This window comes from Actinomadura sp. SCN-SB (assembly GCF_043906805.1).
GTDB lineage: Bacteria > Actinomycetota > Actinomycetes > Streptosporangiales > Streptosporangiaceae > Spirillospora.
Genome location: NZ_JBIMPP010000017.1, coordinates 1 through 25,514, shown reverse-complemented (window position 1 = coordinate 25,514; position 25,514 = coordinate 1). Strand labels below are relative to the sequence as shown.

The 25,514-nt window shown below is 73.7% G+C and carries 25 protein-coding genes; 14 read left to right on the top strand and 11 right to left on the bottom strand.

Annotated features, from left to right (window positions below; genetic code table 11):
- The first annotated feature begins 83 nt into the window (after positions 1-83).
- Positions 84-989 carry an enoyl-CoA hydratase/isomerase family protein gene (locus tag ACGWYJ_RS13780; RefSeq protein ID WP_395106316.1) on the top strand — a complete coding sequence of 302 codons (906 nt, stop codon included), beginning with the start codon at positions 84-86 and terminating at the stop codon, positions 987-989.
- Positions 990-998: 9 nt separating this feature from the next.
- On the opposite strand, the gene ACGWYJ_RS13775 is transcribed toward ACGWYJ_RS13780, so the two are convergent.
- Positions 999-2,909: a Xaa-Pro dipeptidyl-peptidase gene (locus tag ACGWYJ_RS13775; protein ID WP_395106315.1), complete on the bottom strand. Its 1,911-nt coding sequence runs from the start codon at positions 2,907-2,909 to the stop codon at positions 999-1,001.
- Between the two features lie 251 nt (positions 2,910-3,160).
- Here ACGWYJ_RS13775 and ACGWYJ_RS13770 point away from each other — a divergent pair, with 251 nt between their 5' ends.
- Positions 3,161-5,068, top strand: coding sequence for an ABC transporter ATP-binding protein (locus ACGWYJ_RS13770; protein WP_395106404.1), 1,908 nt, complete (start codon positions 3,161-3,163; stop codon positions 5,066-5,068).
- Between the two features lie 187 nt (positions 5,069-5,255).
- Positions 5,256-5,429 carry a hypothetical protein gene (locus ACGWYJ_RS13765; RefSeq protein WP_285698055.1) on the top strand — a complete coding sequence of 58 codons (174 nt, stop codon included), beginning with the start codon at positions 5,256-5,258 and terminating at the stop codon, positions 5,427-5,429.
- Here ACGWYJ_RS13765 and ACGWYJ_RS13760 read toward each other — a convergent pair.
- Entirely contained in the window at positions 5,413-6,357 is a 945-nt protein-coding gene (locus ACGWYJ_RS13760; protein ID WP_395106314.1) for a sulfotransferase family protein, read from the bottom strand. The genes ACGWYJ_RS13765 and ACGWYJ_RS13760 overlap by 17 nt on opposite strands.
- 132 nt (positions 6,358-6,489) lie before the next feature.
- Here ACGWYJ_RS13760 and ACGWYJ_RS13755 point away from each other — a divergent pair, with 132 nt between their 5' ends.
- The 4 genes from ACGWYJ_RS13755 to ACGWYJ_RS13740 all read left to right on the top strand — a co-directional run bounded on the left by ACGWYJ_RS13755 (position 6,490) and on the right by ACGWYJ_RS13740 (position 10,653).
- Positions 6,490-7,254 (top strand): NAD-dependent deacetylase, encoded by a 765-nt coding sequence (locus tag ACGWYJ_RS13755; protein WP_395106313.1) that lies wholly within the window; start codon positions 6,490-6,492, stop codon positions 7,252-7,254.
- A gap of 173 nt (positions 7,255-7,427) precedes the next feature.
- On the top strand, positions 7,428-8,582 hold the full coding sequence (locus ACGWYJ_RS13750; protein ID WP_395106312.1) for an LD-carboxypeptidase: 1,155 nt from the start codon (positions 7,428-7,430) through the stop codon (positions 8,580-8,582).
- A complete protein-coding gene (locus tag ACGWYJ_RS13745) occupies positions 8,579-9,472 on the top strand; it encodes a hypothetical protein (RefSeq protein WP_285698049.1) in 894 nt (297 codons plus the stop codon). The genes ACGWYJ_RS13750 and ACGWYJ_RS13745 overlap by 4 nt, the downstream gene beginning before the upstream one ends.
- A gap of 14 nt (positions 9,473-9,486) precedes the next feature.
- The gene (locus ACGWYJ_RS13740; RefSeq protein WP_395106311.1) at positions 9,487-10,653 is read left to right on the top strand and encodes a glycerate kinase; all 1,167 of its coding nucleotides are present in this window, start codon (positions 9,487-9,489) and stop codon (positions 10,651-10,653) included.
- A gap of 3 nt (positions 10,654-10,656) precedes the next feature.
- Here ACGWYJ_RS13740 and ACGWYJ_RS13735 read toward each other — a convergent pair whose 3' ends face one another.
- Positions 10,657-11,310, bottom strand: a complete 654-nt coding sequence (locus tag ACGWYJ_RS13735) for a YitT family protein (RefSeq protein WP_395106310.1) — start codon at positions 11,308-11,310, stop codon at positions 10,657-10,659.
- 105 nt (positions 11,311-11,415) lie between these two features.
- On the opposite strand from ACGWYJ_RS13735, the gene ACGWYJ_RS13730 reads away from it, so the two are divergent.
- Complete coding sequence (locus tag ACGWYJ_RS13730; RefSeq protein ID WP_395106309.1) at positions 11,416-12,906, top strand: PLP-dependent aminotransferase family protein; 1,491 nt, start codon at positions 11,416-11,418, stop codon at positions 12,904-12,906.
- 32 nt (positions 12,907-12,938) lie between these two features.
- On the opposite strand, the gene ACGWYJ_RS13725 is transcribed toward ACGWYJ_RS13730, so the two are convergent.
- The 5 genes from ACGWYJ_RS13725 to ACGWYJ_RS13705 all read right to left on the bottom strand — a co-directional run bounded on the left by ACGWYJ_RS13725 (position 12,939) and on the right by ACGWYJ_RS13705 (position 16,435).
- A complete protein-coding gene (locus tag ACGWYJ_RS13725; RefSeq protein WP_395106308.1) occupies positions 12,939-13,373 on the bottom strand; it encodes a CBS domain-containing protein in 435 nt (144 codons plus the stop codon).
- 142 nt (positions 13,374-13,515) lie between these two features.
- Positions 13,516-14,433, bottom strand: coding sequence for an alpha/beta fold hydrolase (locus ACGWYJ_RS13720; protein WP_395106307.1), 918 nt, complete (start codon positions 14,431-14,433; stop codon positions 13,516-13,518).
- A gap of 72 nt (positions 14,434-14,505) precedes the next feature.
- Positions 14,506-15,333, bottom strand: a complete 828-nt coding sequence (gene fdhD, locus ACGWYJ_RS13715; RefSeq protein ID WP_395106306.1) for a formate dehydrogenase accessory sulfurtransferase FdhD — start codon at positions 15,331-15,333, stop codon at positions 14,506-14,508.
- Between the two features lie 60 nt (positions 15,334-15,393).
- Positions 15,394-15,576, bottom strand: coding sequence for a DUF3099 domain-containing protein (locus ACGWYJ_RS13710; RefSeq protein ID WP_395106305.1), 183 nt, complete (start codon positions 15,574-15,576; stop codon positions 15,394-15,396).
- 58 nt (positions 15,577-15,634) lie between these two features.
- Positions 15,635-16,435: an AMP-binding protein gene (locus tag ACGWYJ_RS13705; protein ID WP_395106304.1), complete on the bottom strand. Its 801-nt coding sequence runs from the start codon at positions 16,433-16,435 to the stop codon at positions 15,635-15,637.
- Between the two features lie 194 nt (positions 16,436-16,629).
- Here ACGWYJ_RS13705 and ACGWYJ_RS13700 point away from each other — a divergent pair, with 194 nt between their 5' ends.
- Positions 16,630-16,914, top strand: coding sequence for a GlsB/YeaQ/YmgE family stress response membrane protein (locus ACGWYJ_RS13700; RefSeq protein WP_395106303.1), 285 nt, complete (start codon positions 16,630-16,632; stop codon positions 16,912-16,914).
- 37 nt (positions 16,915-16,951) lie between these two features.
- Here the strand turns inward: ACGWYJ_RS13700 and ACGWYJ_RS13695 are convergent, their stop codons facing one another.
- Together ACGWYJ_RS13695 and ACGWYJ_RS13690 are read right to left on the bottom strand one after the other, a co-directional pair.
- The gene (locus ACGWYJ_RS13695; protein ID WP_395106302.1) at positions 16,952-18,832 is read right to left on the bottom strand and encodes a propionyl-CoA synthetase; all 1,881 of its coding nucleotides are present in this window, start codon (positions 18,830-18,832) and stop codon (positions 16,952-16,954) included.
- Positions 18,833-18,953: 121 nt separating this feature from the next.
- Positions 18,954-20,402 carry an MFS transporter gene (locus ACGWYJ_RS13690; RefSeq protein ID WP_395106301.1) on the bottom strand — a complete coding sequence of 483 codons (1,449 nt, stop codon included), beginning with the start codon at positions 20,400-20,402 and terminating at the stop codon, positions 18,954-18,956.
- A 254-nt stretch (positions 20,403-20,656) separates the two neighbouring features.
- On the opposite strand from ACGWYJ_RS13690, the gene ACGWYJ_RS13685 reads away from it, so the two are divergent.
- The 4 genes from ACGWYJ_RS13685 (at position 20,657) to ACGWYJ_RS13670 (ending at position 24,750) form a co-directional block, all read left to right on the top strand.
- Positions 20,657-22,045: a GTP-binding protein gene (locus ACGWYJ_RS13685; RefSeq protein WP_395106300.1), complete on the top strand. Its 1,389-nt coding sequence runs from the start codon at positions 20,657-20,659 to the stop codon at positions 22,043-22,045.
- Between the two features lie 114 nt (positions 22,046-22,159).
- Positions 22,160-23,353 (top strand): RtcB family protein, encoded by a 1,194-nt coding sequence (locus ACGWYJ_RS13680; RefSeq protein ID WP_395106299.1) that lies wholly within the window; start codon positions 22,160-22,162, stop codon positions 23,351-23,353.
- Between the two features lie 96 nt (positions 23,354-23,449).
- Positions 23,450-24,439: a GTP 3',8-cyclase MoaA gene (gene moaA / locus ACGWYJ_RS13675; RefSeq protein WP_395106298.1), complete on the top strand. Its 990-nt coding sequence runs from the start codon at positions 23,450-23,452 to the stop codon at positions 24,437-24,439.
- A 50-nt stretch (positions 24,440-24,489) separates the two neighbouring features.
- Complete coding sequence (locus ACGWYJ_RS13670) at positions 24,490-24,750, top strand: DUF6457 domain-containing protein (RefSeq protein ID WP_395106297.1); 261 nt, start codon at positions 24,490-24,492, stop codon at positions 24,748-24,750.
- 37 nt (positions 24,751-24,787) lie between these two features.
- Here the strand turns inward: ACGWYJ_RS13670 and ACGWYJ_RS13665 are convergent, their stop codons facing one another.
- Positions 24,788-25,024, bottom strand: coding sequence for a hypothetical protein (locus ACGWYJ_RS13665; RefSeq protein WP_395106296.1), 237 nt, complete (start codon positions 25,022-25,024; stop codon positions 24,788-24,790).
- Between the two features lie 134 nt (positions 25,025-25,158).
- Between ACGWYJ_RS13665 and ACGWYJ_RS13660 the strand changes: the two genes are divergently transcribed.
- On the top strand, positions 25,159-25,514 hold a 356-nt coding region (locus ACGWYJ_RS13660), incomplete at its 3' end, for an MFS transporter (protein ID WP_395106295.1).

Genomic DNA, 25,514 nt, shown 5'->3' with positions numbered 1-25,514 from the left:
AGACCCGCTCCTCCTCCCCCTCCTCCTCGCCGCGCCGCCGGTGCGCGGGCACCGGCCACGGCCCCCGTGCGGAAGGAAAGCGGATGGCGGATGGACGTGTCGACGCGGGTGACGATGTGAAGGGCGCCGCGCCGGGACCGGAACCGGTCACGGCCGAAGCAGGGGGCTCGCGCCCCCGGAACGGAGAAGCCCGGGGAACGGCCGGGGAGGGACCGGTCCCCGGGGCCGAGGCGCTGGGGCCCCGCCTGGAGGAGGCGGGGCTTCGCCTGCTGGTGGACGGCGCGGTCGCGACCATCACGCTGAACCGCCCGGAGCGCCGCAACGCCATGACGTTCGCGATGTGGCGCACCCTGGCGGAGATCGGCGCGAGCCTGCCCGGCGGCGTGCGCGTCGTGGTGATCCGCGGCGAGGGGCCGTCCTTCTCGGCCGGCATCGACCTGGCCATGTTCTCCGCCCCCGGAGCCGGGGGGCCGAGCGGTTCCGACCCCGAGGGGGACGACCGCTTCATCGCGGACCTCCAGGCGGGCTACACCTGGCTGCGCCGCCCCGAGATCGTGTCCATCGCGGCGGTGCACGGCCACGCCATCGGCGCGGGATTCCAGCTCGCCCTCTCCTGCGACCTGCGCGTGATCGCGCCGGACGCCAAGTTCTGCATGAAGGAGCCCGCGCTCGGCCTCGTGCCCGACCTGACCGGCACCAAGCCGCTGGTCGACATCGTGGGCCTGCCGCGCGCCCTGGAGCTCTGCCTGACCACGCGCACCGTCGAGGCCGAGGAGGCGGCCCGGCTGGGCCTGGCCGAGATCGTCGCGCCCGAGGGCGGCCTGGACGGCGCCGTGCGCGGCCTGGTCGACGCGCTGCTGGCGGTGGACCCCGGGGCCGCCGTGGCGACCAAGCGCCTGCTGCGGCAGGCCCCGGGGAACACGCTGGAGGAGCAGGCGGCGGCCGAACGGCGGGAGCAGATCGGCCGCCTGCGCGCTCTCAACCGGTAGCCGGCACCGTCACCGCCCGAGGGCCTCCGCGCCTCCGGGCGCCACCGGCAGCCAGACCTTGCTGCTTCCCGGCTTCAGGGCGAGCCTCGTCCCGGCCGGGTAGCGCAGCGTGAAGTCGTGGTCGGTGGACAGGACGATCACACCGAGCCGGTGGCCGGGCTTGACGACGTAGTCGGTGGGTTCGAGGTCCCAGCGGAAGTCGTACATCGTTCCCGGAGCGATCGGCTCGGTGCGGCTCGGGCTGTGCCGGTTGCGGGCGTCCAGCCAGCCACGGGTGATGATCTTGAACGGGGCGGTCTCGGTGCGGTGCGCCTGGCGGGTCGTGCAGCCGTCGTCGCCCTCGACGCCCTGGCCGAAGCAGACCCGTTCACCGGTGTCGACGCGGGCGCCGGTCGGGCGGGTGTCGGTGCCGTAGTCGACCAGCAACGCCGTCAGGTACGGCGAGCGCCCGTCCAGGGACGCCCGGACGGCGGCCTTGGGGATGCCGTTGATCCGGACCGGCTCCTTCAGCGCCGGGGTCAGGAACGCCAGGCGGTTGGGATCGGCCTGGGTCTCGTTGACCAGCAACTGCTCGGCGGTGCGGGTGCGGCCCGCGTCCACCAGGGACTGGGTGGCCCCTGGACGCGGCCTCGGCGACAGGTCACCGGGCTGCGCGGCGCCCCGGCCCGCGTTCAGGCTCAGCGGGACGTGCCGGGTGCCGGGGACGGGCCAGTCGCGTGCGGTCTCCCACCGGCCGGGGGCGCGCTCGATGTCGACCCGCGGCTCCCTGGTGATGCCGTTGTCGATGTCGTACAGCCAGCGGTCGAACCAGTGGTGCGTCTGCCGCAGCCATTCCTCCAGCCGCCAGCGGAACGGCGTGGCGTGGTTGGCCTGGTGCAGCCACAGCTTGCGCGGCACGCCCGCCTGCTTGAGCGCGTTCCACCACTGGACGGAGTTCTTGACCTTGACGTTCCAGTCGTTCAGGCCGTGCACGACCATCACCGCGGTGCGCACCTTGCGGGCGTCGTCCACGTAGTCGCGGTCGGACCAGACCCGGCTGTAGTCGCCGGTGACCCGGTCCTGGGTGGCGGTCAGGTCGTCGATGACCTTCTCGCAGACCTCCGGGTTCCGCCGGGTGAGGACGACCCGGACCAGGATGTCCAAATCCTCGCCCTGGAAGCCGCCGGGCGCGACGACGCCGCCGTTGGCGCGGTAGTAGTCGTACCAGCTGGAGATCGCGGCGATCGGCACGATCGCCTTCAGCCCCTTGACGCCGGTGGCCGCGGCCATGTTGGGCAGCGTCCCGTTGTAGGACTGGCCGATCATGCCGACGTTGCCGGTGGACCAGGTGGCCTTCACCGGCGTCCCGTCCGGCGCCCACCCGCGGGCGCGGCCGTTCAGCCAGTCCACCGCCGCCTTGGTGCCGAGCTGCTCGGCGCGGTCGCCGGAGGTGGGGCAGCCGGTCGAGCCGCCCGTGCCGACGCTGTCCAGGTTCGCCACCGCGTAGCCGCGCGGCAGGAAGTAGTTGTCGTAGTAGCCGGGGAAGATCTCCGCCAGGTTCCGGTTCACGACGGCGCCGGACTTGGCCTGCGCGCCGTCGATGTCCACCGGGTACAGCGGGATGTCGTGCGTCCCGGCCCAGTACGGGCTGGGCTCCAGGATGGTGGGCACCTTGAGGCCCCGCTCGGTCTCCTTGGGACGCATGATGCGCATCTGCACGCGGTCGCGGACGCCGTCGGAGTCGCTGTCCACGGTGGTCTCGATGCTGACGGTCTGGGTGATCGCCTCGGCCCGGGAGAAGACGGGCTGGGTCTCGCCGTTCTCGACCATGATCCTGGGTGTGGACGGCGGTGCCGCCGCCGAGGGGAGCGCGGTGGTGGCGAGCAGCGCGGCGACGAGGGTGATCACGCCGGCGCCGCCTCGCAGGAGGCGTCGTGTCACGAGGGCTCCTGGGGGTGATGAGCCGAAAGATGTTGATCACTTTTACCGCCGCCGGGGCAAGGCGTCCAGGGGGATCCGGCCATCGAGGAGCCGCGCGCACGCGAGCGCCCCGGGCCGCGGCATTTCGCCCTGAGCGGAGCGGGGAAGCGACGGGGCCGGGGATGTGTTCATCATGGCGCACTGAGATGCTTACTTGATTACGCGACAAGCCGGGGGCGGAGAGTCGGAGGCAGGACGTGGGGATGCCGGGGATGCCGGCCAACGGCTGGCAGGTGATGGCCTCGTTCCGGCGGGACGGTTCGGTCACCCAGCAGCGGCTGAAGCCGGGCACGGTCAAGCGGATCGCGGGCTACGCCCGCCCCTATGTGCGCGAGCTGGTGGTGTTCCTGGCGCTGAACTCGCTGGCCGCGCTGATCGTGGTGGCCAACCCGCTGCTGCTCAAGGCGATCATCGACCGCGGCATCGTCCCCGGCCGCCATGACCTCGTGGTCTACCTCGCCCTCGGCGTGGCGGGGCTGGCGCTGGTGGAGGCGGTGCTCGGCCTGGCCCAGCGCTGGTACTCGGCGCGGGTGGGGGAGGGCCTGATCTACGACCTGCGGACGCAGGTGTTCGGGCACGTGCAGCGCCAGCCGGTGGCGTTCTTCATGCGGGCGCAGACCGGCTCGCTGGTCAGCAGGCTCAACAACGACGTGATCGGGGCGCAGCGCGCCCTCACCACCACGCTCTCCTCGGTGGTCTCCAACGTGATCAGCCTGGTGCTGGTGCTGGTCACGATGGTGATCCTCTCCTGGCAGGTGACGCTGATCGCGTTGCTGCTGCTGCCGGTGTTCGTGCTGCCCGCCAAGTGGGTGGGCAAGCGGCTGTCGCGGATCAGCCGCGAGCAGATGCAGCTCGACGCCGAGATGAGCTCGCTGATGACCGAGCGGTTCAACGTGGCCGGGGCGATGCTTGCCAAGCTGTACGGGCGGCCCGCCGAGGAGGAGGAGAACTTCTCCGACCGCGCCGCCCGGGTCCGCGACATCGGCATCGTGTCGGCGATGTACGGCCGGGTCTTCTTCACCGCGCTCACCCTGGTCGCCGCGCTGGCCACCGCCATGGTGTACGGGGTCGGCGGGTTCCTGGTGGTCGACGGCGCCTTCGAGCTGGGCACGCTGGTCGCGCTGGCGACGCTGCTGACCCGCATGTACGGCCCGCTGACCGCGCTGTCCAACGTCCATGTGGACGTGATGACCGCGCTGGTGAGCTTCGACCGGGTCTTCGAGGTGCTGGACCTCAAGCCGCTGATCGCCGACAAGGACGGCGCCGAGGCGTCGCGCTCCGCCGGGGCCGGGGCGCCCTCGATCGAGTTCGACGACGTGGTGTTCGCCTACCCCTCCGCCGAGGAGGTGTCGCTGGCCTCGCTGGAGTCGATCGCGCGTCCCGACACCGCGCCCGGCCGCCAGGTCCTGCACGGGGTGTCGTTCACGGTGGAGCCGGGGCAGATGGTCGCGCTGGTGGGGCCGTCGGGCGCCGGCAAGTCCACCATCACCCACCTGGTCTCCCGGCTGTACGACGTGACGGGCGGCGCGGTCCGCGTCGGCGGGCAGGACGTCAGGGACGTCACGCTGGAGTCGCTGCGCGCCCAGGTCGGCGTGGTCAGCCAGGACGCCCACCTGTTCCACGACTCGATCCGCGTCAACATGCGCTACGCCCGCCCGGACGCCACCGACGAGGAGATCATGGAGGCGCTGGAGGCCGCGCAGATCGGCGGGCTGGTGGCCGAGATGCCCGAGGGCCTGGACACGATCGTCGGGGACCGCGGCTACCGGCTGTCGGGCGGGGAGAAGCAGCGCCTGGCCATCGCGCGGCTGCTGCTGAAGTCGCCCTCGGTGGTGGTGCTGGACGAGGCCACCGCGCACCTGGACTCCGAGTCCGAGGCCGCCGTCCAGCGGGCGCTGCGGACCGCGCTGGCCGGGCGCACCTCGCTGGTGATCGCGCACCGGCTGTCCACCATCCGGGAGGCCGACCAGATCCTGGTGATCGACGGGGGCCGGGTGGCCGAGCGGGGCCGCCACGAGGACCTGCTGTTGCAGGGCGGCCTGTACGCCGAGCTCTACCGGACCCAGTTCGCCCGGCAGGCCGAGAGGCTGACCCTCTCCAAGACCTCCCAGGGTGACTGAGGGGACGCGAGGAGTGATCTCCCCTCTCCGGGGAAGCATCCGTTGATCCGCGCTCGGGTGGACGGTCTCCCGGTCTTCCTCTGGGCGCGCCGGTCCGGCAACCCGGCGGCCACCCGAGCGCGTCACGCTCCCCGTGAACCCGTGAGCCCGCGGTCACGGGGCTCGCGCGTCGTCGAAGGAGGACAGAATGCGTCCGACGATCGGCCGTCCCGTGCCGAACCCGGCGCGGATGATCCAGCGGCTGGGCAGGAACGCCCCGGCCCGGTACACCGTCATGCTGGTGGGCCTGGGCGCCACCGGCGTCGCCATCGGATGGCTCGGGCCCCGGCTGTCGCCCGCCGCGGTCACCCGGAGGCGCTGAGCGGGTAGCCCAGCCGGCCCAGCTCGGCGCCGGCGACCCGTTCCACCTGGGCGAGCTGCCGCGTGGTCAGCCGCTTGCGCCAGCCGCCCACCTTGGCCGCCCCGATCTCCCTCTTGCCGTTGGTCAGGGCGAGCTTGGAGATCTGCGTCCCCAGATACTCCGACACGCCGTCCGCGGTCGCGCCCGGCGACCGGACCAGATCCTCGTACCGGACGGTCAGGAGCTGCTCCTCGGGCGTCTGGGCGCGCAGCCGGGCGCTGAGCCGGACCGAGCCGCGCCAGCGCAGGGCGCACTTGACCGCGGCCGCCGCCTTCGGCCAGCGGGCGCGCTCCACGTCCTCCTCCACGCCCAGGAACGGGTTGGGGAACACCTCGTCCAGGTTGGCCAGGCCCGGCTTGAACCAGGCCAGGCAGCGCTCGTCGGCGAGCATGTCGGCGACCACGTCCCGGCCGTCCCTGATCACCTGGAGCAGCTGCGCGTCGGGAAAGGCGTCCAGCAGCACGTCCGCGCTGTAGAGCAGGTCGGGGGAGGCGTCGCCGAAGCGGTCCACGCCGCGCGGCTCCACGCAACGGGGCGGCTCGGCCCCCTCGTGCCCGCCGCCCCGCGGCGGCCGGCGCAGCCCGGCGGCCCGCCAGCAGTCGTCCGGGCACTCCGCGCAGCCGTGCCCGGAGATCCGCCACGCGTCGGCGTAGGCGTCCCGCAGCACCCGGGCGGCGCCGCGTCCCCGCTCGGCGGCCAGCGACGGCCGCCGCGCGAAGGCGTAGGTGACGCGGAGGACGCCCGGGCGGCCCATGGTCAGATGGAACCCCGCCGAGCGCTTCACGGCCCGCGCCAGCAGCTCGGCACCGGAGTGCGGTGATCCCAGGATGAACACCGGGCGCCGGACCTTGGTCCCGTTGACCACGAGGATGTGCGGCGTCGCCTTCATACCACCGCCCAGTTTCTCATCTCTCGTCGTGGCGCGCGTCCGGGCCGGGCCAGAGCCATGGCGATCATGGCCCGTAGCTTGCCAGGATAATTCTGGGCAGAACCGGTGTTCCGCACCTTAGCCTGGGTGTTCATGAGCGCGATGACCCTGGCCCAGTGGCTGCCGGAGGCGGCGGCGATCACCGTGCTGACCGGCGCCGGGATCAGCACCGACAGCGGGATCCCCGACTTCCGCGGGCCGCGGGGCGTGTGGACCAGGGACCCCGGCGCCGAGGCGATGTCCACGATCGGCGCCTACCTGGCCGACCCCGACGTGCGGCGGCGCGCCTGGCGGTCCCGCCTGGACCACGCCGCCTGGGACGCCGAGCCCAACGCCGGCCACCGCGCCCTGGTGGACCTGGAGCGGGCCGGCCGGCTGCGCGCGCTGATCACCCAGAACATCGACGGGCTGCACCAGCGGGCCGGGTCCGGTGGCGAGCTGGTGATCGAGATCCACGGGAACATCCGGGACGCCGAGTGCCTGTCGTGCGGGCGGCTGACCCCGATGCGCGAGGTGCTGGACCGGGTGGAGGCCGGCGAGGAGGACCCGCCCTGCGCGGCCTGCGGCGGCATCCAGAAGTCGGCCACGATCTCCTTCGGCCAGGCGCTCAAGCAGGAGGTGCTGGACGCCGCGATCACCGCCGCCCGCTCCTGCGACCTGTTCCTGGCCGTCGGCACCTCGCTGACCGTCCAGCCCGCCGCGGGCCTGTGCCTGGAGGCGGTGGAGCACGGCGCCCGGCTGGTCATCATGAACGCCCAGGCCACGCCGTACGATGAGCTGGCCGACGCGGTGCTGCGCGAGCCGATCGGGACCTCCCTGCCACGCCTGGTGGAGCTGGCCCTCGGCGCCCCGCGCTGACCGCCCGGCCTGACGCGGGGTGTCCATGAAGTGATCGGGTGGTCATCGATTGGCCATACAGTGGTGACCCATGGGGCGCCGGTTTGTTGGCGGGTCGTGACTTGGGCCCCCTTCCCCTGGCGGCGCAATCCTGACAAGCTCTATCCGTTACGGAGCAAGGAGGGATCGGGTTGGTGAGCGGGGTGTCCCGCACCGGGCGGCGGCCGGGCCGCCGGGGCGCGTCCGACCGGCCTCTTGACAGCGGGGCCGGAGGGCTGTCCGAAACCGACCCCGATCGCCCCCGGCGCTTCGGCCGGCTGGCGCCCGGCGACCGGGTGGCCGTGGTCGCGCCGAGCGGCCCCGTCGACCCCGTCCGGCTGGAGAAGGGCTGCGGCATCCTGCGCGAGCTGGGCCTGCGGGTCACCGTCGCCGAGCACGCGCTCGCCGACACCCTGCTTGCTGACGCCGGGCTCACTGACGCCGGGCAGGCCGAGGCCGGCCCGTCTGCGGAGGCGGGCGCGGCGCGCGAGGGCCGGCAGCGGATCGCGGGCGCCGACGCCGACCGGGCCGCCGACCTCACCGCGGCCTGGTGCGACCCCGGCGTGCGCGCCGTCCTGTGCGCCCGCGGAGGCTACGGCGCCACCCGCGTCCTCGACCACCTGGACTGGGACCGCCTGGCGGCGCCGCCCGGCGGGACCGCTCCAAAGATCCTTCACGGGTCCAGCGACATCACCGCCCTGCACATGGCGTTCGGGCGGCGGCTGGGCGTCACCACCTCCTTCGGGCCGATGGTGGCGAGCGAGCTGTTCACCGAGGGGACCGACGGCGGCACGGCCGACGACGACTGGCACCGGCGGTCCCTGGAGCACTTCCGCGCCGTCCTGTTCGGCTCGGCGAGCGCCGCTGACGGCCGTACCGGCACGGAGATCACCGGCACCCGCGTCCTGCGCGAGGGAACGGCGGAGGGCCCCCTGACGGGCGGCACGCTGTCCCTGCTCGCGGCGCTGACGGGCACCCCCTACGCGCCGCCGCCCGCCACGGGCCGGATCGTCTTCCTGGAGGACGTCGCCGAGGCCCCGTACCGCGTCGACCGGATGCTGACCCAGCTGCTCCAGGCGGGCTGGTTCGACGGGGCGGCGGGGATCGCCCTGGGAGCGTGGCCGGGCTGCGGCGACCCCGCCGAGCTCGACGCCGTCTTCGCCGGGCGGCTCGGGCCGCTCGGCGTGCCGATCCTGGCCGGGCTGCCCGTGGGGCACGGGCCGCGCCAGCTGACCCTCGAGCTGGGCGCCCCGTACCGGCTCGACACCCACGCGCGGACCCTGGACGCGCAGCCAGGAGGAGTGCGATGAGCGGCAGGCACGCGCGTCCCGACCCGGCGGACGACGGCACCCTGGACTCACTGCTGGTGCTGGTCGCCGAGAGCCTGGGCTACGCCTCCCGGCGGGTGCCGGGCGACGTGATGCTCTTGGAGGGCGCCAACCGGCTGCACGTCAGCATGCGCAACCTGCGGCAGCTCGCCCGGCTGGTGCCGCGCGACGACTGGCCCGCGCTGGTCTCCGACCATGTCACCACGATCGTCACCGCGATCGAGGAGCCGCTCGACCTGAGCGACTTCGACCTGGCACAGCACCTGCTGCGCACCCGGATCTACCCGGCCGAGGCCGACAACGGCGTGCTGGCCGCGCGGCCGTTCGCGCCCGGCCTGATCGAGGTCGTGGTGGTCGACACGCCCACCACGGTCCGCACGGTCACCACCGAGGAGATGGAGGGCTGGCCGGTCTCCGGCGACGCGCTGTTCATGCTGGGCCGCGCCAACGTCCGCGCCGACGGCCCCCTCCAGATGGAGGAGCAGGACCTCGGCGGCGTGCGGGTCGCCGCCCTGCACGGCTGGACGTTCTACGCCGTCACCCATCTGGCCTGGCTGGAGGAGTACCTGCCGATCGGGCCCTACGGTGCGCTGGTGATCGCTCCCAACCGCAGCCTGATCGTCGCGCACCCCATCCAGCCCGCCCATGGCGAGCCGCCCAGGGCCCGCTACCGCGCCGCCGTCGCCGCGGCCCGCGAGCTCCAGAGCCAGGCCCACACGGCCTACGAGGAGGGCCCGGGGTCGCTCAGCCCGCACCTGTACTGGTGGCGGGCCGGCGAGCTCACCCTGCTGGAGACCCGGTACGAGGACGACGCGCTGGTGCTGCCCACCGAGTTCGCCTCCGTGCTGACGACCCTGACGGCCGAGCCCTGACCAAGGTGAGCACCGTGGCCCAAGACTCCGCGAGCGGCGGCCGGCCCCGGCCGCCGCGGATCGTCGTGGCGCCCGACTCGTTCAAGGGCAGCCTCGACGCCGTCGAGGTGTGCGAGGTCGTCGCCGAGGGCGCGCGCCGCGCGATCCCCGGCGCGGTCGTCGCGTCGGTGCCGATGGCCGATGGCGGGGAGGGCACGCTGGACTGCTTCCTGGCGGCGCTCGGCGGGCAGGAGATGGTCCTGGACGTCCAGGACCCGCTGGGACGCCGCGTCCCCGCCCGGTACGCGCTGTCGATCGACGGGCGCTCCGCCGTGGTGGAGCTGGCCTCGGCGTCCGGGCTTCCGCTGGTCGCCGACCGCGAGCCGGACCCGCTGCGCGCCGACACCACCGGAACCGGCGAGCTGATCGCCGACGCCGTCGAGAACGGCGCCCGCGACATCCTGGTCACCATCGGCGGCAGCGCCAGCACCGACGGAGGCACCGGGCTGCTGCGCGCGCTCGGGGTGCGGTTCCTGGACGCGCAGGGGGCCGAGCTGCCGCCCGGCGGGGGCGCGCTCGCCAGGATCGCCTCGATCGACGCCTCGGGCATCCCGGACGGCGTGCGCGAGGCCAGGTTCCGGGTCGCGTGCGACGTGACCAATCCGTTCATCGGGCCCAAGGGCGCCGCCGAGGTGTTCGCGCCGCAGAAGGGCGCCTCGCCGGCCCAGGTGAAGGAGCTGGACGCGGCGCTGGCGCGGTTCGCCGACGTCCTCGCCGAGACCACCGGCGTGCGCGTCCACGACCTGCCGGGCGCGGGCGCGGCCGGAGGCGTCTGCGGGGGCATGGTGGCCCTGCTCGGCGCCGAGCCCGCGCGGGGCGCCGAACTGGTGGCCGAGACGGTCGGGCTGGGCACCGCCCTGGCGGGCGCCGACCTGGTCGTCACCGGCGAGGGACGGGTGGACGCGCAGAGCGCCGGCGGCAAGGTCGTGTCCGTGGTGGCGTCGATGGCCCGCGAGCGCGGCATCCCCGTGGTCGCCCTGGCGGGCAGTGTCGCGGGGCCGCTGGAGCCCCTGCACGCGATGGGCCTGACCGCCGTCTTCAGCCTCGCCGACGGGCCCCGCACCCTGGACGAGCTGACCGGCTCGGCGGACCGCCTGCTGGCCGGTCTCGCCGAGCAGGTCGTCCGGCTGCGCTTCGGCTGACCGTCATGGGCCGGTCGTCACCGGCCGGTCGGCCGGTTCGGGTTCGGGGACGGGCGTGCCGTCGTCGCCCGCCCCCGGCTTCTCGATCGCCAGCATGGGGAGGAAGACGTGCGCGAGCGGCCCGATCGTCAGCGCGTACAGGATGGTCCCGATGCCGACCGTGCCGCCCAGCAGCCAGCCGGCCGCCAGCACGGTCACCTCGATGCAGGTGCGCACGACCCGGATGGAGTGGCCGCGCGCGGCCAGCCCGGTCATCAGCCCGTCCCGCGGTCCCGGCCCGAGCCCCGCGCCGATGTAGCAGCCGGTCGCGAACCCGCCCACCACGATCGCGGCGAGCAGGAACCCCCAGCGCGCCGCCAGGTGGCCGGGCGTGGGCAGCAGCCACAGGAACAGGTCGGTGAACACGCCCACCAGCACGACGTTGCTGATCGTGCCGAGGCCGGGCCGCTGCCGCAGCGGGATCCAGGCCAGCATCACCGCCGCGCCGACGATGACGATCCAGGCCCCGATCGACAGGCCGAATCGCCGGGACAGCCCTTGGTGGAACACGTCCCAGGGATCGTTCCCCAGCATGGACTCCACTTGCAGGGCGATGCCGAGCCCGTACGAAGCCAATCCCGCGTAGAGCTGGACCAGTCTCCGCGCCATCAAGGCCATTGACGCACCTTTCCGCCGTGTTCTCATCGAATTCGCCGTGCGATGTGGCCAGTCTGGCGGGATTTGGCCTGTTAGGTGGAGGGCCAATGTGCGAAAGTGGCTTGTATGAGCACGAACATGCGCTATGTCAACGGCACCCAGCTGGCGCGCCTGCTGGGCGACGTGCCCCAGGAGCGGCCCTACTACCTGGCCATGGCCCGTGCCGTGCGAGCGCTGGTGCTCGATGGACGGCTCGCCCTGCGCACCCGGCTGCCGGCCGAACGCGACCTGGCCGCCGCGCTCGGCGTCAGCCGCACCACGGTCACGGCCGCCTACGACCGGCTCCGCGACGAGGGGTACGTCGAGAGCCGCCAGGGCGCGGGGAGCTGGACGGCGCTTCCGCCCACCACCATGTCCGGCTCGGCGCCGCGTCCGGTCCCGGCGCGCACGCGCGGGGGAGCGGGGCCCTCGTTCGGGATGGCGCACGCGCCCGCCGCCGACGCCGGGTTCATCGACCTGGGCTGCGCCACGCCGGGCGTGCCCGCGATCTTCGACGAGGCGGTCGCGGCGGCGGTCGCCGAGCTGCCCCGCTACACCTCCGGTCCCGGCTACGAGCCCGCCGGGCTCGTCACGCTGCGGGAGGCGATCGCCGACCGCTACGCGCGGCGCGGCGTGCCGACCCGTCCCGACCAGATCGTGGTGACCACGGGCGCGCAGCACGCGCTCACGCTGCTGGCCCACCTCATGGTGGACCCGGGCACGCCCGTCATGGTCGAACGGCCCACCTACCCGCACGCCCTGGACGCGCTGCGCAGGGCCGGAGCCCGGCTGGTCCCGGTCGGCGTGAACGAGGGCTGGGACGTGGAACTGGCCGCCGGCGGCATGCGGCAGGCCGCGGTGCGGCTCGCCTACACCATCCCCGACTTCCACAACCCGACGGGACGGCTGATGGGGGAGGAGGACCGGGCCGCGTTCATCGATGCCGCCCGCCGCGCCGACGCGCTGGTGGTGGCGGACGAGACCTTCGCCGAGCTGGCCCATGACCTGGGGAAGGAGCCGGTGCCGCCGATGGCCGCGTTCGACACCGGCGGCCGGGTGATCACCATCGGCTCGGCGTCGAAGCTGATGTGGGGCGGGATGCGGATCGGGTGGATCCGCGCCACGGCGCCCCTGGCCCGGCGGCTGACGGTGGCGCGCGAGGCCACCGACATCGCCAGCCCGGTGATCGACCAGCTGATCGTGCGGGAGCTGATGGAGCGGATCGAGGAGGTCCGCGCCGAGCGCGCCCGGAATCTGCTGCGCTCGCGGGACGCGCTGGCCGCCGCGCTGCGCGAGCTGCTGCCCTCATGGGACTTCGTCCTGCCGGACGGCGGCATGTCGCTGTGGGCCAGGCTGGGCGCCCCCGTGTCCACGCCGCTCGCCGAGGCGGCCGAGCGGCTGGGCGTCCGGATCGTCCCCGGCCCGGTGTTCGGCGCGGACGGCGTCCTGGAGGACTACGTGCGGCTGCCGTACGTCCTGCCGCCCGGCACGCTGCGCGAGGCGGCCGAGCGGCTGGCGAGGGCCTTCGCCGAGGTGCGGTCGGCGCCGCCGGCCCGCCCGCTGCCCGCCTATGTGTAGGGCCTGGGTGTAGGGCCTGGGCGCGAGGACGGCTACTGGGCGTTCTGGATGTAGCCGACCAGGTACTCGCGCTCGCTCTCCAGCTCGTCGATGGCGCTCTTGACCACGTCGCCGATGCTGACGATGCCGGCGAGCCGCCCGTCCTCGACGACCGGCAGGTGCCGGATGCGGTGCTCGGTCATGGTGCGCCGCAGGTCGTCCACGGCGGCGCCGGGATCGCAGGTCCGCACCTCCGCGGTCATGATCTCCGAGACCGGCCGGCCGAGCAGCCCGGCGCCGTGCTCGTGCAGGCGGCGCACCACGTCGCGCTCGGAGGCGATCCCGGCGATCGTGGCGCCGTCGGCGGAGACCACCACCGCGCCGATGTTGTGCTCGGCCAGCGTGGCCAGCAGGTCCCTCACGGTCGCGTCGGGAGGCACGGTCGCGACCGCCGTCCCCTTTCCGCGCAGAAGCTCGCGTATCCGCATGACATCACACTCCGGTGCCGGTTCGGACGCCGCCCGGGAAGGGCCGCGGTGGGCCGTGCGCCGGGCTCCTGCTGCCAAGGTGGCATGACTCGCCAGGCGGGAAAACCCCTGCGCGGGTACGAAATCGGGTGCCCGGCCGGTATCAGGGGCGCACTGCGCGTGACCTGGCGTTCCGGACCCCGACGGCGTGCTCGGCGATCCAGGCCGCGATCACGCCGGGGTGGCTGCGCGGCACCCAGTGCCCCGCCGCGATGGCGCGCAGCGACAGGTTCGGGACGCGGGCCGCCAGCCCCTCCACCAGGTGGGGCGAGACGAACAGGTCCTTGGTCGGGACGATGACCTGTGTGGGCACGCCGGTCCTGCGGTCCCGCGGGCGGCGCAGCCGTTCGCGCATGTTGGCCCGGTAGAGGCCCACCCCGTCGGCGCCGTCGCGCGCCAGCGTCCGGGCCGGATGGCCGGGACGGGGACGCACGCCCTCGCCGATCTCCAGCGCCCGGGTGAACAGCCCGCCCCTGCCGTACCGCCAGAGCAGCTCGGGCAGCATCGGCATCTGGAAGAAGGAGATGTACCAGGACCGCGCCCACTGTCCCGCCAGGCGCCTGAGGGCGCGCGGCGTCCGCCGGGCCAGCGCGCGGCGCGTCCAGTGCCCGACGTGGTCCAGGCACGGCCCGGAGATCGAGGTGAACGAGGCGAACCGCTCCGGCATGGTGCAGACCGCCTCCCACGCCTGGATCGAGCCCCAGTCGTGCCCCACCAGATGCACCGGCCGGCCGCCGGACACGGCGTCCAGCACGGCCCGCAGGTCGGCCATCAGATGCTCGAAGGCGTAGCTCCGGGTGTCCGGCGGCCGGGACGACGCGCCCGCCCCCCGCACGTCGTACCGGATCACGTGGAAGTCGCCGGCGAGCTCGTCGGCGACCTCGTCCCATACCGCGTGGGTGTCGGGGTAGCCGTGCAGGAGCAGCACGGCCGGGCGGGACGGCTCGCCCTGCTCGTAGACGGCCAGGTCGGCGCCGTCGCTCTGGACCCGCCGCCGTCTCGGGCCGGAGTCATTGGACACGCCGTCAATCATCCTGGACGGTGATCGCCGGTCAAGCCCTCCGGACGTGACCCCCGCCACGGAGGGCGAACGTCACATCACGGGCGCGTCCGCCTCGATCCGGTGCGCGCCCGTGTAGACGTTCATGGTCTCGCCGCGCAGGAACCCTATCAGCGTCATCCCGGCGTCCTCGGCCAGCTCCACCGCCAGGGACGAGGGCGCCGACACCGCAGCGAGCACCGGGATCCCCGCCTGCGCCGCCTTCTGCGTCAGCTCGAAGGAGGCGCGGCCGCTCACCATCAGCACATGGCCGGACAGCGGGAGCAGCCCCTTGGCGAGGGCCCAGCCGACGACCTTGTCCACCGCGTTGTGCCGTCCCACGTCCTCGCGCAGGACCAGCAGCCCGCCGGACGCGTCGAACAGCCCGGCCGCGTGCAGCCCGCCGGTGCGCTCGAACACCCGCTGCGCCTCCCGCAGGCGGTCCGGCAGCGCGGCCAGCGACACCGGGGTCAGGCGCACCTGGTCGGAGGCGATGTCGTAGGGACGCCGTACCCGCAGCGCCTCGATGCTCGCCTTGCCGCACACCCCGCACGCGCTGGTGGTGGCGAAGGCCCGGCGCATCAGCTCGGAGGGCGGCTCGACGCCGTCCGCCAGGGCCACGTCGAGGGTGTTCTGCTCGGTGGCGTCGGCGCAGTAGCGCATCGCCAGCAGATCGTCCGGCCGGGCGATGACGCCCTCGGCGGCCAGGAACCCCGCCACCAGCTCGAAGTCGTCACCCGGCGTGCGCATGGTGATCGTCAGGGGCCGGCCCGCCACCCGGATCTCCAGCGGCTCCTCGACGGCGAGCGTGTCGGGCCTGCGGCCGCGCACACCGGCCGTGCCCACCTTCACAACCGGCCTGCGCACGGTGATGCGACCCATACGGCCGACGCTACCCACGCGGGCCGCTCTCAGTCGTGTTCCCTTCCGGCCGTGTCGCCTTCAGTCGTGGCGCTCGACGTTCCAGTTGGCCACGATGACGGCGAACGGCGGAATGATCATCGCGACCACCGACATGGCGAGGGCGGCCGCCACCGAGAACCGCCACACCAGCGTCCAGGCCAGCACGAACAGTGCCAGGCAGACGCCCATCATGATCCCGTACGCGACCTTGCGGCGCCTCATGACCGGGCCATTCCCGGCGCCCGCCGGTCCGAACCGGAACCCGCGGGCGCCGGCCGCCTCAGGAGGCGTACAGCGTGTCCAGGACGTCGGTGTACTTGGAGTGGACGATCCGCCGCCGCAGCTTCAGCGTGGGCGTGAGCTCCTCGCTCTCCGCCGTCCACTCCGCCGGCAGCACCCGCCACTTCTTCACCTGCTGGACGCGGGCCAGCCGCGCGTTGGCCTCCTCGACGGCGCGCCCCACCTCCTCCAGGACCGCCGGGTGCGACGCCAGAGCGGCCACGTCGGTGTCGTCCAGGCCGTGGGCCGCCGCCCACACCGGGGCCACCTCCCCGTCCAGGGTGATCAGCGCCACCACGTCCACGACGATGATCCGGCTCAGGCCGGGCAGCCGGTCCAGCGCGGGCAGCCAGCGATCGAGCTGGTCGCGTCCGTCCAGGACGGCGTACCGGGCCGCGCAGTCGGCGGCGACGAAGGCGATCTGGTCGGCGGCCAGCGTCGCGTACACGGTGGTGGGCGTGCCGCCCGCGTGCATCGCGCCGAGGTCGGCCAGCACGTGCTCGGAGCGGTTGGGCATCATCAGCGCCACCACGTCGCCGGGCACCAGCCCGAGCGCGGCGAAGGCGGCGGCCGTCTCCAGCGCGCGGTGCCTCAGCTCGCCCCAGGTGAGGGTGTGCCACTCGCCGTCGCCGCCGCGGTCGGAGTAGGCGGGCAGGCCGCCGTGGCGTTCCGCGGTGGACGCCAGCTCGGTGGCGACCGTGCGTCCCGCCGGCTCCCGCTCCAGCTCCGCCCGTCGCCGCAGGATCTCGTCCCGGTCCGTCGCATTGCCGTCCGTCACCTTGCCGTCCGACCCGCCGCTCATGACACCGTCCATGCGTTGCCCTCGCCGTCCGTCGCACTGAAGTAAGTGTGCACTTGCACGGCCGGTATCGCACCACGTCCGGACGCCGGAGGCAAGGGGTCGCGCCGGAGCTACCGGTGATTGCGCTGGTCGTGTGGCATATGTCCACTCTGGGTATTCCTGCGGTGACGCATCACCCTAGGAGGGGAGCGCACATGACCATCGGGGGGATCATCACCGCGATCATCTTCGGTGCGATCATCGGCTCGCTGGGCCGGCTGATCGTGCCGGGCAAGCAGGACCTGCCGGTCTGGCTGACGATCGTGGCCGGCATCGTCGCGGCCTTCGTGGGCACCGCCCTGGCCCACGCCTTCGACCTGGAGACCCGGGGCTGGAACTTCTGGGAGACGCTGTTCCAGATCGGCGCGGCCGTGATCATCGTCGCGGTGCTGGCCGCGCTGTGGCCGAAACGGAGGGCCGGAACGGACGCCCGGCGCTGACGCGGGCGCCCATGCCCGCCGGCGCGGCGCGCCTTGGTCACCCGGACCGCAGGATCGGGCGCAGCGCGTCGAGGACGGAAGGATCCTCGATCGTCGACGGCACCGGCACGTCCCGGCCGTCGGCGATGCCCCGCATCACCCCGCGCAGGATCTTCCCCGAACGGGTCTTGGGCAGCGCCGGGACCACCGCGACCTCCTTGAACGCCGCGACCGGCCCGATCTGCCCGCGCACCATCGCCACCAGCTCGTCCCGGAGCGCCGCGGGGTCGGCGTCCACACCGCTCTTGAGCACCACGAAGCCGCGCGGCACCTGCCCCTTGAGCTCGTCGGCCACCCCGATCACCGCGCACTCGGCCACCGCCGGGTGCGCCGCGATGACCTCCTCCATCGTCCCGGTGGACAACCGGTGCCCGGCCACGTTGATGACGTCGTCGGTGCGCCCCATCACCCAGACGTAGCCGTCCTCGTCGATGCGCCCGCCGTCCCCGGTCAGGTAGTGGCCGGGATGGCGGGTGAGGTAGGACTCCACGAACCGCTCGTCGTCCTGCCACAGCGTCGACAGGTTGCCGGGCGGCAGCGGCAGCCGCAGCACGATGTCGCCGTCGGTGCCCGGCGGCACCGGCGCGCCGTCCGGGCCCAGCACCCGCACGTCGTAGCCGGGGACGGGCACCGAGGGCGACCCCGGCTTGATCTCCATGGGCTCCAGCCCGCGGGGGTTCGCCACGATCGGCCAGCCGCTCTCGGTCTGCCACCAGTGGTCCACGACCGGCTTGCCCAGCACCCGTGTCGCCCAGTGGTAGGTGTCGGGGTCGGTGCGCTCCCCGGCCAGGAACAGCGTGTCCATGGACGACAGGTCGTGCCCGGCGAGCAGCGCGCCGTCCGGGTCCTCCTTCTTGATGGCGCGGATCGCGGTGGGCGCGGTGAACAGCGCCTTCACCCGGTGCTGCGCCGCCACCCGCCAGAACGCGCCCGCGTCGGGCGTGCCGACCGGCTTGCCCTCGTACAGGACGGTGGTGCAGCCGGTGAGCAGCGGGCCGTACACGATGTAGGAGTGCCCGACGACCCAGCCCACGTCCGAGGCGGCCCAGAAGACGTCGCCGGGACCGACGCCGTAGACGTTCTCCATCGACCAGCGCAGCGCCACCGCGTGCCCGCCGTTGTCGCGCACCACGCCTTTGGGACGTCCCGTGGTCCCCGACGTGTAGAGGATGTAGAGCGGGTCGGTCGCCGCCACCGGCACGCACTCGGCGGGTTCCGCGCTCGCGACCGCCTCGTCCCAGTCGGTGTCGCGCGGGCGCACCAGGTCGGCGTGCAGCTGCGGGCGCTGCCGGATCACGCAGCGGTCCACCTTGTGCGAGGCCAGCTCCAGCGCCCGGTCCAGCAGCGGCTTGTACGGGACGACCCGCGAGACCTCGATGCCGCAGGACGCCGACACCACGACCTTGGGCCGCGCGTCGTCGATCCGCACCGCCAGCTCGTTGGCCGCGAAGCCGCCGAACACCACCGAGTGGACGGCGCCGAGCCGCGCGCACGCCAGCATCGCGATGACCGCCTCGGGGATCATCGGCAGGTAGATGACGACGCGGTCGCCCCGGTCCACGCCGAGGTCGCGCAGCGCCCCGGCGAACCGCGCCACCAGCTCGGTCAGCTCCCGGTAGGAGTAGGTGCGGACGGTGCCGGTGACGGGGCTGTCGTAGATGAGGGCGGGCTGCTCGCCACGTCCCTCCTCCACGTGGCGGTCGAGCGCGTTGTCGCAGGTGTTCAGCTCCCCGCCGGTGAACCAGCGGTAGAACGGCGGCGCCCCGTCGTCCAGGACGCGGTCCGGCGGGACCAGCCAGCGCACGTCCCGGGCGGCGAGCCCCCAGAAGCGGGTCGGATCGGCGATGCTGCGTTCGTATGCGGCGGCATAGGCGCCCATGGCTTCCTCCGAGGGGCGGGTTCGCTGCCCCAATACCCTATTCGGGGCGCATCCCTATAGGGCATGGCTGAGGGCCGGTTCGTCAAGTGCCCTCGGCGTGGCGTGTCAGTTCGGGGCGCTCTCACATGTGCCCGTGCCGCAGGCCGTGCGTGAACGCGACCAGCGCGGCCAGCACCGCGCCCGTCGCCCCGATCCAGAAGCACACGACGTAGGCGTGCAGCGTCGGGGTCGAGGTCCCCGCGATGGTCAGGCCCGCCAGCACGGCCGAGGTGACGGCGCCCGCGACGCTACCGCCCGCGGTGCGCACCAGCGAGTTGATGCCGCTGGCGATGCCGCTCTCGCCCATCGGGACGTGCTGCACGGCCAGCGTTCCCAGCGCCGCGTAGGCGATGCCGAAGCCGATGCCCTGGATCGCGCTGAACGCCAGGATGTCGGACACGTGGCCGTGCGACACCGCGAGCCACATGTAGCTCACCGCCACGAAACCCGACCCGATCGCCAGCGTGAACGCGGGGCCGATCCGCGCCGAGATCCGTCCCGCCACCACGGAGAACCCGAGCATCGTCACGGTGCTGGGCAGCATGTACAGGCCCACGTCCAGAACGGACCCGCTCAGCCCGTACCCGAACCGCTCGCGCGGGGTCTGGATGAACCCGGCGATGAGCGTGAACATCGCGAACAGCGCGAAGCCCAGCAGCAGCGAGGCCAGGTTCGCCGACAGCGACCGCCGCCCGGTGAGCAGGGCCAGCCGCACCAGCGGCTCGCGCACCCGCATCTCCAGCCACACCCAGGCCGCGCACAGCACGGCGGCGCCGGCGAACAGGCCGATCACCGCGGGCGAGCCCCAGCCCCAGGTGTTGCCCTGGCTGATCGCCAGCAGCAGGCACACCAGCCAGCAGGCCATGAGCGCGGCGCCGGGCAGGTCGGGACGGCCGCCCGCGCGCTCGCCCACCTGGGGCGCGCACAGCGCGATGAGGACCATGCCCGCCGCGGCCAGCCCCCCGGCGATCCAGAACACCGGGGCGTGACTGGTGGTGCGGGCGGCGATCAGGCCGGTCACCAGCATGCCGGCGGCGCCGCCCACGCCCATGGTCGCGCTGACCACGCCGATCGCGGTGGTGATCCGGTCGGCGGGGAAGGCGTCCCTGATCGTCCCGATGGCCAGCGGGATCAGCGACACCGACACGCCCTGGAGCGCGCGCCCGGCGATGAGCGGCGCCAGCGAGTCCGACAGCGCGCACATCGCCGACCCCGCCACCAGCGTGCCGATCGCCAGCAGGATCATCCGCTTCTTGCCGTACATGTCGCCGAACCGGGTGAGCAACGGGGTCGCGACCGCGCCGGCCAGGAGGGACGCGGTGAACACCCAGGTCACCGCCGTCACGCTCGCGTCGAAGGTGGTCATGAGGCCGGGCAGCAGCGGGATCACCATGGTCTGCTGCACCGAGACCACGAGTCCCGCCGTGGACAGCGCCACCAGCGTGAGCGCGGCGCCCGCGGGGCGGGCCGCCGGGAGGGGCCGGGCGGGTGCCGCTGCGGCGGACACCGGACGTCCAAGGCCGGCGGACACGTGACCTCCTGAACCGCGGGGGGCGGGAATCGGCGAACGGCTCGCGGCGACGGCCAGATTCTAATACTTCGTTTAGTTAAGTAACTTGCCAGGGGTCCCGGCCGCGACGCGGGAGCGCCGGGAGAGACGGAGGTCTCACCTCCGCGATCGCCTTTCGCCGCCGGGCCGGGGCTCTCTAGGGTTGTGCGTGACGGGCGGCCCGGCTCCCGGACCGGTCGCCGTGCCGTCGTCCTGGGCTGCCGGGAAGGGAACTGATGCAGGTCGTCGCCACCGCCGGCCATGTGGATCATGGGAAGTCCAGTCTCGTGCGCGCGCTCGCGGGCGCCGGGCCGGGCGGCCCGCCGGGGCGCAGCCTCGACCTCGACGTCGCCTGGGCCGCGCTGCCGTCCGGCGAGCGGCTGGCCCTGGTGGACGTCCCCGGGCACGAGCGGTTCGTCCCCACGATGCTGGCCGGGGTCGGGCCCGTGCCCGCGGTGCTGCTGGCCGTGGCCGCCGACGAGGGGTGGATGGCGCAGACCGAGGAGCACCTGGCGGCGGTCGACGGGCTCGGCGTGCGGCACGGCGTGCTGGCGGTGACCCGGTCCGACCTGGCCGACCCGACGCTGGCGCTGCGCCAGGCCCGTGAGCGCGTGGCCAAGTCGGGGCTGCGCGGCATCGAGGCGGTGACCGTCAGCGCCAAGACCGGTGACGGGCTGGACGCGCTCACCGCGGCGCTCGACCGGCTCGTCGCGCGGCTGCCCGTCCCCGACGAGGGCGCGCCGGTACGGCTGTGGATCGACGACGCGGGCGCGGGCGGCGCGGGCACGGTCGTCACCGGGACGCTCGCCGCCGGGACCGTGGGGGTCGGTGACGAGCTGGTCCTCATGCCGTCCGGGCACCGGGTGCGGGTCCACGGCGCCGAGGTGGCGCGTGAGGGCGTCGAGCGGGTGAGCGGCGTCGCCCGCGTCTCGCTGGAGGTGCGCGGCGTCCCGCGCGGCCGGTTCTCGCGCGGCATGGCGCTGGTGAGCCCCGGCCGGTGGACGCACACCGCCTCGGTGGACGTGCGCACCCGGTTCGGCGAGGCGTCCGGGCGGCTGGCACGGCAGATGACCCTGCACATCGGGTCCGCGGCCGTCCCGGTACGGCTGCGCCCGCTCGGGCCCGACACCGCCCGGCTGACCCTCAACACGCGCCTTCCGCTGCACCTCGGCGACGCCGCCCTGCTGCGCGATCCCGCGCGGCGGGCCGTCGCGGGCGTGACGGTGCTGGACGTCCGCCCGCCCACGCTCGTCCGCCGCGACGCGGGCGCGGCCCGCGCCCGTGAGCTGGCGTCCTGGCCCGACCGTCCCGACGGCGCGCGGATCCTGCGCCGCCACGGCGTGCTGCGCCGCGCCGAGCTGGCGGTGATGGGGTGTGCCGAGCCGCCGTCCGCCGTGGAGATCGACGACGAGTGGATCGCCGATCCCGACCGCTGGGACGAGCTGCGCGGCCGGTTGTCCGCGGAACTGGCCAGGCACCGCGCCGCCAACCCGCTCGCGCCCGGCCTGTCCCTCGAAGCGGCGCGGCTGAGGCTGGGACTGCCCAGCCGCCGTCTCGTGGTCGCCCTCGCCCGGCCGCCGATGCGCGTCCAGGACGGACGCGTGTACGGCCCCGTTTCGCCGTGATGGGCCGGCGTATCCGCGAAAAACAAATTGAACCGGAGTGCCCTTATCTGGCGTCATAGAGCACGGTTTGAAACCGCTTTCGTAATGCACTTCCGTGATGGAGAGGAGCAAGTGGTGCCGTACCAGACGCTCGAGGGCGGCCGCGTCCCCATCCGGATCTGGACCGACCCGGACACCGTCGAGGACGCCGCGCTGGAGCAGCTGCGCAACGTGTCCGGCCTGCCGTGGGTGGAGGGCCTCGCGGTGATGCCCGACGTGCACTACGGCAAGGGCGCCACCGTCGGCTCGGTGATCGCGATGCGCGACGCGGTGTCCCCGGCCGCCGTCGGCGTGGACATCGGCTGCGGCATGACCGCGGTGCGGTCCTCGCTCACCGTCGAGGACATGCCCGACGACCTGGGCCTTCTGCGCGGACGCCTGGAGCGGGCGATCCCCGTCGGCCCCGCGTCCCACAAGCAGCCGGTCGACCCGGCGGGACTGCGCGCGCTGAAGGAGCGCGGCTGGTACGCGTTCTGGAAGGCGTTCGACGACCTGCACCCGGCGGTGCGCAACCGGCTGGGCAAGGCCCGCGGCCAGCTCGGCACGCTCGGCTCGGGCAACCACTTCCTCGAGGTGTGCGCCGACGACGAGGGCGCGATCTGGCTGGTGCTGCATTCCGGCTCGCGCAACATCGGCAAGGAACTCGCCGAGATCCACGTCGAGGCCGCGCGCAGGCTGCCGCACAACCAGGACCTGCCCGACAAGGACCTGGCGGTCTTCCTCACCGGCACCCGGGAGATGGACGAATACCGCCGCGACCTTTTCTGGGCGCAGGAGTACGCGCGCCGCAATCGCGCGGTCATGCTCGCGCTCGCGCAGGACGTCATGACGAAGTTCTTCGGAGCGCGGCTGCGCGCATGGGACGCCCCGATCTCCTGCCACCACAACTACGTGGCGGAGGAGGTCTACGACGGCGTCGAGCTGCTCGTGACCCGCAAGGGCGCGATCCGCGCGGGCGACGGCGAGCTGGGCATCATCCCGGGGTCGATGGCGACCGGCACCTACATCGTGCGCGGGCTGGGCAACCGGTCGGCGTTCAACTCCGCCTCGCACGGAGCGGGACGCAAGATGAGCCGTAACAAGGCGCGCAAGAACTTCACGGTCGACGACCTGCGCGAGCAGACCGCAGGCGTGGAGTGCCGCAAGGACGCGGGTGTGCTCGACGAGATCCCTGGCGCCTACAAGGACCTGGAGAGCGTGATGGCGGCGCAGTCCGACCTGGTCGAGGTGGTCGCGCGCCTCAGGCAGCTCGTCTGCGTGAAAGGTTGATCGTCCAGGGTAGGGGCGACCGCATATGGTGGAGCTTTCCGGGCGGCCGGCCCTGGGGCCACCCCCGGAGCCGAGCACCACCAGAAAGGGGCGCCCTTGCTGGTCGACACTTTCGGTCGTACCGCGACGGACCTGCGCGTCTCCCTGACCGACCGATGCAACCTGCGCTGCACGTACTGCATGCCACCCGAGGGCCTGGACTGGCTTCCCAAGCCCGAGCTGCTCACCGACGACGAGGTGGTGCGGCTGGTGCGGATCGGCGTGGAACGGCTGGGCATCACCGAGGTGCGCTACACCGGCGGCGAGCCGTTGTTGCGCCGGGGCATCACCGGCATCGTGCGGCGCACGGCCGAGCTGCGTCCGCGTCCGCAGATCTCCCTGACCACCAACGGGATCGGCCTGGACCGGCTGGCGGAGCCGCTGGCACGCGCCGGGCTGGACCGTGTCAACGTCTCGCTGGACACCCTCGACCGCGAGGTGTTCCAACGGCTCGCGCACCGGGACCGGCTGGCCGACGTGCTGGCCGGTCTCGCGGCGGCTCGTGACGCGGGCCTGCTCCCGGTGAAGGTCAACGCCGTGCTGATGCGCGGCGTCAACGAGCACGAGGCGGTGCCGCTGCTGCGCTACTGCCTGGACAACGGTTATCACCTGCGGTTCATCGAGCAGATGCCGCTGGACGCGCAGCACGGCTGGACCCGCGCCGACATGATCACCGCGGACGAGATCCTGGCGTCGCTGGGCGGGGAGTTCGCCTTGGAGCCCGCGGACGCCGCCGAGCGCGGCAGCGCGCCCGCCGAGGCGTTCCTGGTGGACGGCGGGCCGGAGCGGGTCGGGGTGATCGCGTCGGTGACCCGCCCGTTCTGTGGCGCCTGCGACCGGGTCAGGCTCACCGCCGACGGCCAGGTGCGCAACTGCCTGTTCGCCACCGAGGAGTCCAACCTGCGGGACGCGATGCGCGCGGGCGCGTCCGACGACGACCTGGCCGCGCGCTGGCGGGCCGCGGTGCGCGCCAAGCGGGCCGGGCACGGCATCGACGACCCGAGCTTCCTGCAGCCCGCCCGTCCCATGTCCGCGATCGGCGGCTGAGGCCGTGCCCTCCGCGGCCCCGTTCACGACACTCACCGGAGGAGCAGCACGTGCTGGAGGAATGGATCGACGCGGTCTGCCTCGAACTGGGTCTCGACCGCGACGACATCGACCGTGACCTGGTGCTCGACCTGGCCCGCGACGTGGCACGCGGCGTGGCCAGGCCGGGCGCGCCGCTGACGGCGTACCTGCTGGGGCTGGCCGTGGGGCGCGGCGCGCCCGCCAGGGACGCCGCCGCGCGCCTCAGCGAGATGGCCGGGGGCTGGGAGGGCGAGCGGGCCTCCTTGCGCAGCAGGCGCCACGAGGTGTGACCTCCCGGCCGCCTCTCGGCGGGTCCTTGGCCGCCGCCTAGCCGGGAGGGGCGTCGCGGTCGGCCACCGGGACGACGTCGCGCAGGAAGCCGCGGCGGTCCAGGAACGCCGACAGGCCCTCCCGGTGCTCCTCGCAGGCCAGCCAGATCTTCCGCCGCTCCGGCGTGTGGATCTTGGGGTTGTTCCAGCGGAGCGCCCACACGGCGTCGGCCCGGCAGCCCTTGGCCGAGCACTGGAGTTCGCCGGCGCCCTCGCTCGCAGTCTGGTCGCTCACCCTGCATACCCTGACATAACCGAATCGGCTCTCGGAACGGGGCGTCGGCCGAGCGGAGGCCGCCGGTCCGCCCGGCCCTTCCGGAGTCCGGGACCGGGTGTTTGCACCCCTTCGCCCCAGGACATGATCAGTCCGTGCGGAGCGAGGGCACGGGCGGCGCGGGGGCGGCCGAGGAGGACGCCGGGGAGAAGCGCCGCCGCTGGCAGGCCCTGTCGGTGTGCCTGCTCGCCGCGTTCATGACCCTGCTGGACATCAGCATCGTCAACGTGGCGCTGCCCTCCATCCGGGAGGGCCTGCACGCCTCCGAGGGCCAGTTGCAGTGGATCCTGTCGGGGTACGCGCTGATGTTCGGCCTGGTCCTGGTCCCGGCGGGGCGCCTGGGCGACGCCCGCGGCCGCCGCGCGGGGTTCATGGCGGGGCATGGGGTGGTCACCCCCGCCCGCCTCCTGGGGGGGGGCGCGCCCCCGCGGGGGGGGGGGCGGTGGTGGGG

What these genes read in the sequence shown, in the direction of transcription:
- ACGWYJ_RS13780 (WP_395106316.1), top strand. Translation starts at nt 84, where the DNA reads ATGGCGGATGGACGTGTCGACGCGGGTGACGATGTGAAGGGCGCCGCG.
- ACGWYJ_RS13770 (WP_395106404.1), top strand. Translation starts at nt 3,161, where the DNA reads ATGCCGGCCAACGGCTGGCAGGTGATGGCCTCGTTCCGGCGGGACGGT.
- ACGWYJ_RS13765 (WP_285698055.1), top strand. Translation starts at nt 5,256, where the DNA reads ATGCGTCCGACGATCGGCCGTCCCGTGCCGAACCCGGCGCGGATGATC.
- ACGWYJ_RS13760 (WP_395106314.1), bottom strand. Translation starts at nt 6,357, where the DNA reads ATGAAGGCGACGCCGCACATCCTCGTGGTCAACGGGACCAAGGTCCGG.
- ACGWYJ_RS13755 (WP_395106313.1), top strand. Translation starts at nt 6,490, where the DNA reads ATGAGCGCGATGACCCTGGCCCAGTGGCTGCCGGAGGCGGCGGCGATC.
- ACGWYJ_RS13745 (WP_285698049.1), top strand. Translation starts at nt 8,579, where the DNA reads ATGAGCGGCAGGCACGCGCGTCCCGACCCGGCGGACGACGGCACCCTG.
- ACGWYJ_RS13735 (WP_395106310.1), bottom strand. Translation starts at nt 11,310, where the DNA reads ATGGCCTTGATGGCGCGGAGACTGGTCCAGCTCTACGCGGGATTGGCT.
- ACGWYJ_RS13730 (WP_395106309.1), top strand. Translation starts at nt 11,416, where the DNA reads ATGAGCACGAACATGCGCTATGTCAACGGCACCCAGCTGGCGCGCCTG.
- ACGWYJ_RS13725 (WP_395106308.1), bottom strand. Translation starts at nt 13,373, where the DNA reads ATGCGGATACGCGAGCTTCTGCGCGGAAAGGGGACGGCGGTCGCGACC.
- fdhD (WP_395106306.1), bottom strand. Translation starts at nt 15,333, where the DNA reads ATGGGTCGCATCACCGTGCGCAGGCCGGTTGTGAAGGTGGGCACGGCC.
- ACGWYJ_RS13710 (WP_395106305.1), bottom strand. Translation starts at nt 15,576, where the DNA reads ATGAGGCGCCGCAAGGTCGCGTACGGGATCATGATGGGCGTCTGCCTG.
- ACGWYJ_RS13705 (WP_395106304.1), bottom strand. Translation starts at nt 16,435, where the DNA reads ATGAGCGGCGGGTCGGACGGCAAGGTGACGGACGGCAATGCGACGGAC.
- ACGWYJ_RS13700 (WP_395106303.1), top strand. Translation starts at nt 16,630, where the DNA reads ATGACCATCGGGGGGATCATCACCGCGATCATCTTCGGTGCGATCATC.
- ACGWYJ_RS13695 (WP_395106302.1), bottom strand. Translation starts at nt 18,832, where the DNA reads ATGGGCGCCTATGCCGCCGCATACGAACGCAGCATCGCCGATCCGACC.
- ACGWYJ_RS13685 (WP_395106300.1), top strand. Translation starts at nt 20,657, where the DNA reads ATGCAGGTCGTCGCCACCGCCGGCCATGTGGATCATGGGAAGTCCAGT.